Annotated in this window: 11 protein-coding genes; 1 reads left to right on the forward strand and 10 read right to left on the reverse strand. The window is 66.0% G+C overall.

Annotated elements, in window-relative coordinates:
• The first annotated feature begins 82 nt into the window (after positions 1-82).
• The gene (locus Q664_RS38610; protein ID WP_043407798.1) at positions 83-1,384 is read left to right on the forward strand and encodes a hypothetical protein; all 1,302 of its coding nucleotides are present in this window, start codon (positions 83-85) and stop codon (positions 1,382-1,384) included.
• Between the two features lie 179 nt (positions 1,385-1,563).
• Here Q664_RS38610 and rsmI read toward each other — a convergent pair whose 3' ends face one another.
• The 10 genes from rsmI to Q664_RS38665 all read right to left on the reverse strand — a co-directional run bounded on the left by rsmI (position 1,564) and on the right by Q664_RS38665 (position 12,180).
• On the reverse strand, positions 1,564-2,394 hold the full coding sequence (rsmI, locus tag Q664_RS38615) for a 16S rRNA (cytidine(1402)-2'-O)-methyltransferase (RefSeq protein WP_043407801.1): 831 nt from the start codon (positions 2,392-2,394) through the stop codon (positions 1,564-1,566).
• Between the two features lie 9 nt (positions 2,395-2,403).
• The gene (locus tag Q664_RS38620) at positions 2,404-2,784 is read right to left on the reverse strand and encodes a YraN family protein (protein ID WP_043407803.1); all 381 of its coding nucleotides are present in this window, start codon (positions 2,782-2,784) and stop codon (positions 2,404-2,406) included.
• Positions 2,785-2,840: 56 nt separating this feature from the next.
• Positions 2,841-4,808 carry an ATP-binding protein gene (locus Q664_RS38625; protein WP_043407805.1) on the reverse strand — a complete coding sequence of 656 codons (1,968 nt, stop codon included), beginning with the start codon at positions 4,806-4,808 and terminating at the stop codon, positions 2,841-2,843.
• Between the two features lie 111 nt (positions 4,809-4,919).
• Entirely contained in the window at positions 4,920-5,324 is a 405-nt protein-coding gene (rplS, locus tag Q664_RS38630) for a 50S ribosomal protein L19 (protein ID WP_043407808.1), read from the reverse strand.
• 123 nt (positions 5,325-5,447) lie between these two features.
• Positions 5,448-6,182 (reverse strand): tRNA (guanosine(37)-N1)-methyltransferase TrmD, encoded by a 735-nt coding sequence (gene trmD, locus Q664_RS38635; RefSeq protein ID WP_043407811.1) that lies wholly within the window; start codon positions 6,180-6,182, stop codon positions 5,448-5,450.
• Positions 6,182-6,739, reverse strand: a complete 558-nt coding sequence (gene rimM / locus Q664_RS38640; RefSeq protein WP_043407815.1) for a ribosome maturation factor RimM — start codon at positions 6,737-6,739, stop codon at positions 6,182-6,184. Before rimM ends, trmD begins: the two co-directional genes overlap by 1 nt.
• Positions 6,736-7,023, reverse strand: a complete 288-nt coding sequence (locus tag Q664_RS38645) for a KH domain-containing protein (RefSeq protein WP_043407818.1) — start codon at positions 7,021-7,023, stop codon at positions 6,736-6,738. Before Q664_RS38645 ends, rimM begins: the two co-directional genes overlap by 4 nt.
• A gap of 25 nt (positions 7,024-7,048) precedes the next feature.
• A complete protein-coding gene (gene rpsP / locus Q664_RS38650) occupies positions 7,049-7,312 on the reverse strand; it encodes a 30S ribosomal protein S16 (RefSeq protein WP_043407820.1) in 264 nt (87 codons plus the stop codon).
• An 88-nt stretch (positions 7,313-7,400) separates the two neighbouring features.
• Positions 7,401-8,570 carry a dual-specificity RNA methyltransferase RlmN gene (rlmN, locus tag Q664_RS38655; protein WP_425117461.1) on the reverse strand — a complete coding sequence of 390 codons (1,170 nt, stop codon included), beginning with the start codon at positions 8,568-8,570 and terminating at the stop codon, positions 7,401-7,403.
• Between the two features lie 571 nt (positions 8,571-9,141).
• A complete protein-coding gene (locus Q664_RS38665) occupies positions 9,142-12,180 on the reverse strand; it encodes a transglutaminase-like domain-containing protein (protein ID WP_043407825.1) in 3,039 nt (1,012 codons plus the stop codon).
• Positions 12,181-12,243: the final 63 nt, after the last annotated feature.

Genomic DNA, 12,243 nt, shown 5'->3' on the forward strand with positions numbered 1-12,243 from the left:
CTAGCGTCCCCGGACAATTTCTCAACGTTTCCCGGGGGTTAGACGTCGTGGGGGTACCCGAGGAAGTGTTTCCGGAGGTCGGATGTCCAGGCTTCGCGCCGTAGTCGCCGCGCTGACGCTGGGGGTGCCGTTCGTCGCCACCGCAGCGGATGTCACTCGCGTCGCTTCGTCCTTCGAGGACGAGGATCCATTCGGGATGTTCATCGACGCGGGCTTCGAGCACTCGCAGCGGCGCACGAAGATCGTCCGCGAGGCCCTGCCCGAAACCGCGGGCGGCACGCGTCAGTACCAGGACGAGCTCTGGTACAGGAGTTACGACACGCGCCTGAACCTGGACGTGGCCTTCGGTATCGCCCAGGACGTGGAGCTGTCGTTCGGGCTGCCCCTCGTGCTCCTCCAGGACGAGTCCTGGTCGTACGTGGCGGGTAGGAACTCGGGCAACTCCACCATCACCGACAACTTCGTGCGCAACAACTGCGGGGGCTCGGGTGCGCCCTGCTCGCTCACGACGCCCGAGCCGCTCTTCAACGTGCCCGATAACGGGTACCTGGAGACGTTCCGCGGTGGCCTGACCCGCCTGGGCAACGCGCGCTTCGGGTTCGCGTGGGCCATCTTCAACCAGCTCAAGGACGAGACGAAGCCCACGTGGACGGTGGCGCTGGACTACGAGGCGCCCACGGCGAAGCTGCTCGACCCGAGCTTCGTGACGTCCAAGGACAATCGAGGCGACGTCGGGGACCGGGTGCACAAGTACACGATCTCCACGGCGCTCTCGCGGCAGATCGGCCTGGCGGATCCGTACTTCCGGATGCACTACACCATCCCCGTGCGCGGCCCCGGTGCCTGGTCCAACTGCGACAACCGCAACGTGGAGCCACCGAACCTCGGCCGCCCGCAGAACTGCGGCCTGGAGGGGTGGAATCGCAAGGAGACGGGCATCCAGGCGCCACACACGGCCGGCGTGATGTTCGGCTCCGAGTTCCAGGTGCTCGATCAGCCCACGCGCAAGTTCAAGCTGGACCTGCGCGCCCTCAGCAACTACGTGTCCAAGGGCCGTTACTACAACGAGATGAGCGGCGCGCTGCGCAAGCTGCTCGCCACCGGGGACTACGTGCAGATCGGTGGCCAGTTCGCCCTGACTGCCCAGATCTCCGACTTCCTGTCCGTCCGGGGCTCGGGCATGTTCATGTACAACACGGACCACGTGCTGACCGACGAGAAGATCGGCAAGGACCTGGACGGCAACGGCACGGTGGACGTCACGGGGAACCCGGCGGAGCTCAACCCCAACTTCGACTACCGCACGGACTTCGTCTCGCGGCGCTTCCACGCCACCGAGAGCAAGGACTTCCGCCTGGACGTCACCGCCACCCTGCGGTTCTAAGCGTCAATTTCCCCTCTCCCCTCGGGAGAGGGACGGGGTGAGGGTATCTCGGATCCTGGGTTGAACCCCCTGTCCACATCGGGTGCCACGGGTTGAAGAACAGGCCCCGATACCCTCACCCTGACCCTCTCCCGGTGGGAGAGGGGAAATTGGTGAGGACTGGATTCAACTGATGGGGTTCACCGCTTCTTGAGCCCGAGCCCCAGCCGGTACACGTCCTGCCCGGACCAACCGGCACGCCGGGCCAGCTCGGTGCTGAGCGCCTTGAGCTTCTCCCCTCGCCCGAGCCCCTCCTCCAGCGCCCGCTGCAGCTCCTCCTCGGACCAGCGCCGCTCTCCGGTACGCCCCTCCACCAACACCACCACCTCGCCCCGGGGCTCCTCGGCCGCGTAACGCTCGGCCAGTTCCGACAGCGTGCCGCGCACGAACTCCTCGTGCACCTTGGTCAGCTCCCGCGCCACCACCGCGCGCCGGTCCCCCAACGCGTCCTTCAGGTCCGTCAGCGTCTCGGCCAGCCGGCGCGGGGACTCGTAGATCCCCACCGTGGCCGACAGCGGCGCCACCTCCTCCAGCATGGCCTGGCGCTCCGGCCCCTTGCGCGGCAGGAAGCCCAGGAAGTGGAAGCGCCCGGTGGGCAGCCCCGAGGCGCTCAGTGCCGCCACCAGCGCCGTGGGACCCGGCACGGGCACCACCTTCACCCCGCGCCCGATGGCCTCGGCCACCAGCTTCTCCCCGGGATCGCTGATCCCCGGGCTGCCCGCGTCCGTCACCAGCGCGCAGTCCTCTCCGGCCTCGAGCCGCTCCAGGATGCGGCCGGCGCGCTGGCCCTCGGCGAAGGCCGGCAGGCTCACCGTGTCCGCGGAGATGCCGAAGTGGTCCAACAGCACGCGCGAGTGCCGCGTGTCCTCGCAGGCCACGAAGGACACCGCCCGCAGCGTCTCCAGGGCACGCGTGGAGATGTCCCCCAGGTTCCCGATGGGCGTGGCCACCAGGTAGAGCGTCCCAGCCATATCCGTTCCTCACATCCCCGCGTCGAAGGCGCCCGGCAGGTGCTCCACCGTGGCGTGCTCGCCACGGCCCACCACCGAGATGACATCGAAACGGATCATCCTGTCCCGCAGCCGATGGGCCAGGAGGTAATGCAGCGCGGCCTTCACCACCTTGCGCTGCTTGGCGAAGGACACCGTGTGGGAAGGATCTCCCCACACCGCCGTGGAGCGCATCCGCACCTCCACGAAACACACGGTGTCCCCGTGCTCGGCCACCACGTCCAGTTCCCCGTAGCGGCAGGAAAAATTGCGCGCGCGCACCCGGTAGCCCCGAGCCTCCAGGAAACGCACCGCCACCTCCTCGCCCTCGTCCCCATACCCCTTCCGATCCACCACCCCTGCCCGTTCCATCCCCACCCCTCCCGGGCCCCCACCCTGGGGAGCCCCACACGCCACCATGGCGCGCCCTACAGATTGACAGGCCCGTCCGACAACTGCGCCAGTCCGGGATGCGGGCTCACATGCAGCACCTGCGTCAGCGTGCCCAGGTGCTTGAGCATCCGCCCCAGCAGCGGCAGCCGGGACTCGTCGAGCCCCACCAGCGCGTCCTCCACGAGCAGCGGCAGCTTCACCCGGGCGCTCACCTTCTCCACCACCGTCAACCGGAGGCTCAGGAAGAAGAGGTCCACCTCGCGCGGAGGCAGCTCCCCCACCGGCATGCGCCTGCCCGAAGAGGTCACCACCATCGTCCGCCCATCCCGGTCCCACTCCACGCCGACGTAGCGGCGCTCCGTGAGCGCGCTGAAGTACTGCACGCACCGCTCGCGCATCATGCCAATCACGGCGGCCACGTCCGTGGCCAGCAGATCCCCCGCCAGCCCGAGCACCAGGGGCCCCGGATCCTCCAGGGGCTCCATGCCGCCACCGGCCACATCCGCGGCGGCCATGCCCATGCCCATGCCGGCCATCTGCGGGTTACGCGCGAGCGCGATGGACTCCTTGAGCCGGGCCAGCTCCCGCTCCACCTCGCGCAGATCGCGCACGAAGGCACCCTTCTCGGAGATCTGCGCGTTGAGCAGCTCGATCTGCTTGCGGAGCACCGGCAGCTGGTGGGCCGCCTCCTGGAACTCCGGGTGCTTCTCCATCGTCACGAGCTGGGCGCGCAGCTGGGCCACCTCGGCGCCGAGCTGCTCGCGGCGCTGCAGGCGCAGCGGGATCTCCTTGGGCGTGTCCACGTCGAACACTTCCAGGGCCTTGCGCACCGGGCCGGCCTCGGCCTCGAACTCCTCGAGGATCTTCTTCTCGCGCGCGACGAACATCTCGCCACGGCGGCTCAACCGATCCTTGTCCTGCAGCTCGTCCACGTAGCGGATGGCGAGCACCGCGGCGAAGCCGAAGGCCGGGATGTCCAGCAGCGCCACGTACCGGCCCCAGTCGCTGAAGAAGAAGCCGGCGACGAAGAACCCCACGCCCGCGGCCACGGCGATCCAGAAGTTGCGGTTGCGCACGAGCGGCTCGACATCCGGCAGCCGCTGCGCCTCCTCCTCGGCGACCTCGCGCTCGGACTGCAGGCGCGCCAGGGCCTCGTCACGGCGCGCGAGCGTCCGCGGGTAGCGCTCCGCGCGGGCCACGATGTCCTGGGGCAGGCCGAACGACTCGGGCGTGGGCTCGGCGTTCCAGGCCGCCTCCGCCTCGCGCACCTTTTCCTTGAGACCATCGGTGCTGCGCAGCTTCGACTCGAGATCGAAGACCTGGGAGTTGAGCCCATCCACCTCGAACTGGAGGTTGTCCACCTCCCTGCACAGCACGAGCTCCTTCTCGAGCTCGCGCACCTTCGCCTCGGCGGCGGGGATGTCCGAGGCGGGCAGCACGCCCGGAGACGAGATGGACATGCCGGGAGCGGAGTGCGCCATGCCCGGCGAGGTCGGCGAGCGCATCGCGGGCATGCCCGTGGACGAGTGCGCACGCAGGCCCGACGTGGAGGCCGGACGGCCCGCGCCGCGGGGACGGCGCGAGGGCAGTTGCACCGCCTGGAGGCAGAAGAGCTGCTCGAAGGTGGTGCGCGGCGGCAGGCCCACCTGGCCGCGGAGGAACTGGTTCGCCTCGGCGGTGTCCTGCGTCACCAGCTCCGGCTGCTTCGTGGCGGGGTTGAGCCGGTGCAGCGAGCCTCCACCGCCGAGCTCGCGCAACACGCGGTAGGTGACGGAGTCCTGTCCCACCAGGGTGAGCGCGGCCTTGGCCGCCTTCTGCGTGGAAGCGGCGAGCGCGGCATCACCGCCCCGGCCATCCGCGTAGAGCAGCGCGAGCGACAACCCCGCCAGCGGGCTCAGCTCCGCCGTGGGGGGCTTGAGGACCAGATACCCGGTCTTCAGGGAGAAACGGCCCGCCGGAGAGAACCCCCGGACGTTCTGGACGGCGACCTCGACGAAGTTCATGCGCCCCCCATTCTAGCGCGCCTGGGCATGAAAAAAGGGAGCGTCCTCGAAAGGACGCTCCCCGAAAAGCACCGGCCCTGGCGGGCTGGCGAGGATGCGAGCGGCTGATGCCTAGCTGGCGTTCGCCTTGGCGGCGTGGTGGCTGGCGGCGGCGCGGCGCATCTCCGCGTCCTCCTGGCTCTCCACGCGGGAGGCCTTGCCCTTGAGGGCGCGGAGGTAGAAGAGGCGGTTGCGGTTCACATTGCCGCGGGTGAGGACCTCGATCTTCTCGTAGCGCGGGCTATGCACCGGGAAGATGCGCTCCACGCCCACGCCGAAGGAAACCTTGCGGACGGTGAAGGTGGCGCGGTTGTGGCCCTTCTTCTTGCGGATGACGACACCCTCGAACGCCTGCACGCGCTCCTTGTCGCCTTCCTTGACCTTCCAGTGAACTCGAACCGAGTCACCGGTACGGAACTGGGTGACGTCCTTACGGAGGTTCTTGGCCTCCACGTACTCGATCGCGCTGCGACGCATGACTGACTCCAGAAAAGCTCAGACTCGGGGTACGAAAACTGAGAGCGGGCCGTACTACCAGAGAGCCGGGGGTCGGACAAGCCCGCAGAACACCGACCAATGGCCCAGGAACCGTTGGAGGGGCTACAGCTCCTCCTCTTTCTTGGACAACAACTTCAAATCCGCCTTGTTGAACTCCAGGCGGGCATACAGGTCCGGGCGCCTCTCCCGGGTGAGCTGCAGGGCCTTCCAGCGGCGCCAGCGGGCGATCCGCGCGTGATCTCCGGATTGGAGGGCGGCGGGCACCTCGGCGCCACGGAAGACGGGCGGCCGGGTGTAGTGGGGGTGCTCCAACAGGCCCTCCTCGAAGCTCTCCGTGACGCTGGAGACCTCGTTGCCCAGCACCCCGGGCAGCAGCCGGGCCACGGCATCCACCACGGCCAGGGCGGCCACCTCGCCCCCGGTGAGGATGAAGTCCCCCAGGGACACCTCCCCGTCCAGGAACGGCATGACGCGCTCGTCCACGCCCTCGTAGCGGCCGCAGACGAGGATCAGCCCGGGCTCCTTCGCCAGCTCGCGAGCCCGCGCCTGGGTGAAGACGGGGCCCCGAGGGCTCATCAACAGCACCTTCGCCCCAGCGGGGGCGCGGGCCCGGGCGGCCTCGATGGCGGCCACCAGCGGCTCCGGCTTCATCACCATGCCGGCACCACCCCCGTAGGGCGTGTCGTCGGTGACGCGGTGCTTTCCCTCGGCGTAGTCACGGATGTACGTGACGGTGACGCCGAGCAGCCCCTTCTCCTGGGCCTTCCCGAGGATGCTCGCGCCCAGGTAGCCCGAGACACTGTCCGGGAAGAGCGTCACCACCTCCACGGGGTACATCAGCCCTCGCCCCCTTCCGGCGCCTCTGCCTCCTCCGGGCCCGCCTCCAGGTACTCCGGAGGCTTCACCACGAGCTTGCCGCCCGGGATGTCCACGGTGGAGACGAAGTCGTCGACGAAGGGCACCACCAGCTCTTCCCTGCCCTCGGCACGGATGACGAGGTTGGGCACCTCGCCGGTCTCCCAGAGTTCCTCCACGCGGCCGAGCACCTTGCCGGCCTCGTCCACGGCGGTGAGCCCCACCAGGTCACCCTGGAAGTACTCGTCCTCGGCGGGAGGCTCGAGGTCCTCCCGGAAGGCGAGCACGGTGGCGCCCACCAGTGCCTCGGAGGCGTCACGGCCCTTCACGCCCTCGAAGACGACGAGCATCTCCTTGGGCGTGGGACGCACGGAGGCGATGCGCAGGACGCGCTCGGCGCCGGTGCGCGGACGCACGAGCACGCGCTCGACATGGTCGAGCGTCTCGGACGCCGGGTCGAAGGTGCGGACGGCCACCTCTCCCTGGAGACCATGGGCGCGGGCCACATAGCCCAGCTCGAGATGGGGTTTGAGCGTCACGGGCCTTCAGGGGGTGTGGCGGGCGCGGGGGTCGCGGCCTGGGGTTGGCGCCGGTCGTCCTGGATCTCCAGGCGGACCTTCTGGCCCTGCTTCTGGGCCGCGGCACCCACCAACGTCCGGAGGGCACCCACGGTGCGACCGTCCCGGCCGATGACCTTGCCCACGTCCTCGGGGGCGACCTTCAGCTCATAGAGCCGGGCCCCGTCCACGTCGGACGCGCGCAGGCTCACCTGGTCAGGTTGATCGACCAGGGCCCGCGCGAGATAGATGATGAGCTGCTCCACGCTGTCCGCTCGGCCTGCGAGGAGACTAAGCGGGCTTGGCGGCGGGGGCGGCGCGCTTGTGGCGCTTGATGAGCTCGCCCACGGTGTCGGAGGGCACCGCGCCGGCCTTCAGCCAGTACTCCAGACGCTCAGCGGCGAACTCCACCTTGGCGGGCTTGTGGTTGGGATCGTAGGAACCCACGGCCTCGAGGAACTTGCCATCCCGGGGGTTACGGGAGTCGGTGGCCACCACGTGGTAGTACGGCTTCTTCTTGGCGCCCGCGCGGGCAAGACGGAGGACAACGGCCATTTCTGATGCTCCAGGTGAAAACTGAAGGTGAGACAAGAAGGTGATCAGCTTGGAGGGGGGCGCTCTTAGCGCCGCCACAAGCGGATTGTCAAGGAAGCTCGGGGTTTTGCGTCGATTCCGACGCATTTTCGCCGCCCCGGTTGGCCAGCTGGCCACACGCGCCGGCGATATCGCGGCCCCGGTTCTGCCGGATGAAGGCGGCCACGTGCCCGTTGGTGAGGAGCTCCCGGAAGCGCTCGGCCCGCTCGTCCATGGTCGTCTTGAAGCCGAGCCCGGGGTTCTCGTTGTAGGGGATGAGGTTGACCTTGGCGGGGATGTCCTCGAGCAGCTCGATGAGGCGGTAGGCGTCCTCGTCGCTGTCGTTGAAGTCCCGCAGGAGGACGTACTCGAAGGTGATGCGGCGGCCCTGGCGCAGGGGGAACTTGCGGCAGGCGTCGAGCAGCGCCGCGATGTTCCACTTGCGGTTGACGGGCATCGTCTTGGAGCGCTGCTCGTCGGTGCTCGCGTTGAGCGAGATGGCGAGCTTCACGTCCGTCTCCTGGCCGAAGCGCTCGATCATCGGCACCAGGCCCACCGTGGAGACGGTGATGTGGCGGTGGCTGAAGTTGGGGCCTTCCACCGACTGGAGGATGGAGAGCGCCGTCTTCAGGTTCTCGAAGTTGTGCAGGGGCTCGCCCATGCCCATGAAGACCAGGTTGGAGAGCGGGCGCCAGGTCTCCAGCTGCTCCAGCTTGCGCACCTCGCGGTTCACCGCGTGCACCTGGGCGACGATCTCCCCCGGGGTGAGGTTGCGCTTGAGGCCGAGCGTGCCCGTCATGCAGAAGCTGCACGCCATGGCGCAGCCCACCTGGGTGGACACGCAGAGCGTCTTGCGGTCCTCGGAGGGCATGTAGACGGACTCGATGTAGCGGCCGTCCCGCGTCTTCCAGCGGTACTTGATGGTGCCATCCACCGAGCGCTGCTCGGCGTCCTTCACGAGGGGGACGATCTCCGCGCGCGTCTTGAGCTTCTCGCGCAGGGCCTTGGAGAGGTCCGTCATCTCGTCGAACGAGGTGGCGCCGCGCTGGTGCATCCACCGGTAGAGCTGGCCGGCCCGGAACGCACGCTCGCCCAGCTCCTCGGTGAGGAAGCGGGTGAGCCCCTCCAGCGTGAGGCTGGAGACCTCCGTGAGCTTCGCGGGCGCGGGGGCCGGGGCGGGCGCGGGGGTCGCCTGGAGTTCGGCGATCGCAGCGGGGATGTTGGAGGACTCGGGCTGCATCATGGTTCCAACGGGGGGAGTGTGGGGGTGACTTCCCACAACCTGGGGCCTGGAGTCAAAGGTGCGCTCGTCCCCTTCCCCGCTCAAAGCTTCGTAACCGCGCTGACCAAGGCGTAGACGATCAACAGATAAAAGCCCAAGCAGCCAACAGACACGAAAAGCCCCACCGTAAACGCCAGGCAGGATGCGAACCCGATCCCGATGAGCAGCCGGTCTCTCACGGGGATGGAGGGGATCGACAAGAATAACGACAGCCCCCCCGTGGCAAGCCCAAGTGGCCAGCCCACCCCTGGGGAGGTGAGCTGTCTCAGACCCGGAAGTGGATACGGGGATTTGAACACCATGGACCATGAAGCAGCAGAAAGAAACACGAGAGTGGTGCCCCAAACGATCGGGAGGTAACTCCAACTAGGTAGCTTCAAATCCGGTCCTTCCTGTGTGATCGGCCTGGGAACAAACCTAGCATGGCTGTGCCTTTCAGGCAGACAGTTGTGCTCCAGCCGCCGACATCGCGAACGGCGCAAACTCCTCGCTCCATCCGCAATGCCGGAACCTTACCTCATCTCCAGCCTCACCCCATTGCCCCGCAGTTCATTCCCGAATTCCCATCAACGAACAAACTGGACAAGACAGTGATGAACACTGCCGCAATAGCGCTCGGCGGGTAGGGAGCCATGCCAAGATCCAGACCGAGCAGAAAGCCACCTACGAAGCAGTTGAACTTATCATCATCTTTCGCATACGCTTTTTGCATTTGATAGACAACAAAAACACCGAGGACGGCAATATACAAGGCCGACAGACCGACAAAAAGCCATCCCAGCATCGGACCAAGGAAAAGACTTACCATGATGGCAACTCCCAGGGACACCCCTACTGCAGCCCCATAATTGAAAGCCTTCAGATAGCCTCCATTCGCCCCCCCCTCGATCAGATAGGCTCCCGCTCCCGTTTCGACATCAGTGACGATGTATCCCGCCCCAGACCAACCTTGGACATCCACGGGCCGTTGATGGACAGTGACTTCTTTTCCAGACGCGACTGCGGACCGGATGCCATCCAGGATATCAGAACCCAGCTCAAGCTGGGGGAGCACCACACCGATATTCGTCTGCGTGACAACGTAGATACGCTGCCCCGCAGCGGCCGCCTTTGCTAGCAACTTGATTGTAGAAGCGGCCTCTCCGGTCTGCCCCTGGGCAACCAGCAACTCTTCCAGTACCGCATGCTCCTGCGTACTGGCCTGCATCCCCATGACCCGGTTGGCACGAGCCCACACATTCTTGTCATTATCCATTGACCATCGGATGTTTCGAAGGTGACCGATGTCCAACATCACCCCAGAGAACTTGGCGCGTTTGGCAACCCCGAAAACAGACTCGACACCCAGATCAACATGAACCAGACCAAACGAGAGCGCCGGGAAGTCGACAACTCGGGCCCGCAGCCGCATGGCTCGCCCGGACGCGTCAAGCAATGCAAAATATTGCCAAAGCACCGTCGTCAGGAGATCGCCCCCGACGTCATTCCTGAACAGGCCGCTGGTGTCACCGCTCTCGATCAGCGCCTTGGCTTCCGCTGCCTGCGCCTTGAGCCGCACAATCCGCTCAGCATCGATCCCCTGCATATTGAGGCCGATGGCGGTCACTTGGCCTGCGCTCAGGATGTCCGAAGTCTCGTCCCAACCCAGGGACAAATTCAGCTCGGTAAAGCCGCCAGTTCCAAGGAGCTCTGTTCCCATAGTAACGGGGGATCCCGTCGCCCGAACAACCCCATCCACACGAATCTCGGGGCGAAGCCGGATCAGGTAGGCCGGAAAGGTCACATCTGACAGTTCCTCCGGCGTCGGCTGACTACCGTCGGCATTGGGCTGTGGAAGGCGGCTTGCAATGAGCTCTGCATCGGCGTGAGTGGCCGGTGCGTAGAGCAGCATCACCTTTCGGCCAGCAAGGTTGGGAAGGCTCTCCGAGAACGAGAGTATTGGGCTATCAAGCGAGCGTCCGGACTCGCCCGCGTAGAGCGAGTACCGGAATTTGTGGGTCAGGCTTGGTGGCAAGTCGGAGTATCGCGCACCAATAGAGACCGTCTTGTACGGAAGGGATGAGGCCAGGATTTCGAACTGCTCCTTGAGGGAGACACGAGTTCCATACACCTCGCCAACAGTTGCATCCGGCTTCACCTGCTCGACATAGCTGGTGTGCTCATTGAGATACTGCTCACCACCGGACCGAACGGCTGTGAAGTTGGGATTCTGAATCCATCCCTCCGCCACATTCACCGTTGCACCCGAGAGTGATGCCGAGGTGATGGTATTCATGTCGACCGAAGGATTGGCCCCGCCGAGTAGGCCCACGTTGTCGGTATACTGCTTGAAACTGGCATCCAGGGACACCCATGTGTCGCCCTGCCCCTGCTTCTTCCCGCGGGAAGGCTCAAAGTCTACCCAGGCCTCGACCCACACATGCTCAAGCTCGATGTGCGTGATGCGGCCACCAGACGTCAGTGCGGCGTTGGGGACACCACCCTGTACCCAGAGCTGCTGTGCTGCTTCCGGCTTCGCGACTCCTCCTACCCAGCTCATCGCGGCGTCCGCCGGGACCCGGATGGTCCCGTACACATAGCGCGCTGGGATGCCGCTGGCACGATAGAGGGCGATTAGGAGTGAGGCCGTGTCGAACGCATTGCCTTGCTTCTTGTTGAGTGTTGCGTCGCTGCCTTGGATCGACCCGAAGCTGGGGATATAATCGATATTGTTGCGCACCCAGTGGTACAGCGGCACCGGGTTCTTCCCAAGCGAGACCGCCAGATCACTGATAGCCTGCGTGATCTGCACGTCATCGGTCGCAGACAGATCGCCGCTAGTCGCCGGAGCAAGGGCCGTTCTCAAGGTGGAGTCCGAACCTGCCAGCGATCGCGCGAACGCCTCTGGGGATTTCGCTGGTTTACGCGCCTTGCCATCCGGGACCCGCCAAGGAAGCTTGTTCGGATCCAGCTTCTTGTGGCGCTTGCCCGGCTGGTTGGCGGCAAGAAACCTGCCGAGTTCCTCAATGCTCTTCTCTCGCCTGGCCTCATCGCCAGCAGCGTCAGCGGCCTTGAACTTCTCGAGGATGCGCTTCATCTCCTTCCGCTTCTGCTTGAACACCAGCTCTGCGGCATGATGACGCGCCTTGATCTCCTCCGAGAGCTTCTTGTCGTCGAGCCTCTTCCCGACTTCCGCGAACGAGGCATCCACCGCCACATCCAGCTTCTCCAACTGCTGGATCTTCTCGCTGATCGACTGGACTCGCCGCTGCGCACCGCTCGTGTTGAGGCCGGCGGCGCCCGACACTGACTGGCGCTGCCCCGGTTTGGCGCTCACCAGTTCCTTGAGTTCCTCCAGGGCCTGACCGTACTGGTCATCCGCGGTCGTCATGGCACTCACAGGCGCCCGCGACTGAACAGGCGGTAGCGCTCCCACCACGACCGGCCGTACGCCCGTGTTCGGCCGTGCCTCTGCTGCCGCCGACAGCGGCCTCAGGGACAGGCAGACCATCGCCGCCATCACCAACATGGAAATGCCCTGCACGAAGCCGTTGGCGCGACGGGGTTGCTCTCTGACAGATACCTGCATGGGGTGATTCTCTCTCTACGGCTACGCTCCGGCTGGAGTGTAGCTTCTTGAATATTTGAAAGG

The organism is Archangium violaceum Cb vi76, assembly GCF_000733295.1.
Classification (GTDB): domain Bacteria; phylum Myxococcota; class Myxococcia; order Myxococcales; family Myxococcaceae; genus Archangium; species Archangium violaceum.

Bases quoted from the DNA above. Each gene is read 5' to 3' on its own strand.
- Q664_RS38610 (WP_043407798.1), top strand. From the start codon at position 83: ATGTCCAGGCTTCGCGCCGTAGTCGCCGCGCTGACGCTGGGGGTGCCG.
- rsmI (WP_043407801.1), bottom strand. From the start codon at position 2,394: ATGGCTGGGACGCTCTACCTGGTGGCCACGCCCATCGGGAACCTGGGG.
- Q664_RS38620 (WP_043407803.1), bottom strand. From the start codon at position 2,784: ATGGAACGGGCAGGGGTGGTGGATCGGAAGGGGTATGGGGACGAGGGC.
- Q664_RS38625 (WP_043407805.1), bottom strand. From the start codon at position 4,808: ATGAACTTCGTCGAGGTCGCCGTCCAGAACGTCCGGGGGTTCTCTCCG.
- rplS (WP_043407808.1), bottom strand. From the start codon at position 5,324: ATGCGTCGCAGCGCGATCGAGTACGTGGAGGCCAAGAACCTCCGTAAG.
- trmD (WP_043407811.1), bottom strand. From the start codon at position 6,182: ATGTACCCCGTGGAGGTGGTGACGCTCTTCCCGGACAGTGTCTCGGGC.
- rpsP (WP_043407820.1), bottom strand. From the start codon at position 7,312: ATGGCCGTTGTCCTCCGTCTTGCCCGCGCGGGCGCCAAGAAGAAGCCG.
- rlmN (WP_425117461.1), bottom strand. From the start codon at position 8,570: ATGCAGCCCGAGTCCTCCAACATCCCCGCTGCGATCGCCGAACTCCAG.
- Q664_RS38665 (WP_043407825.1), bottom strand. From the start codon at position 12,180: ATGCAGGTATCTGTCAGAGAGCAACCCCGTCGCGCCAACGGCTTCGTG.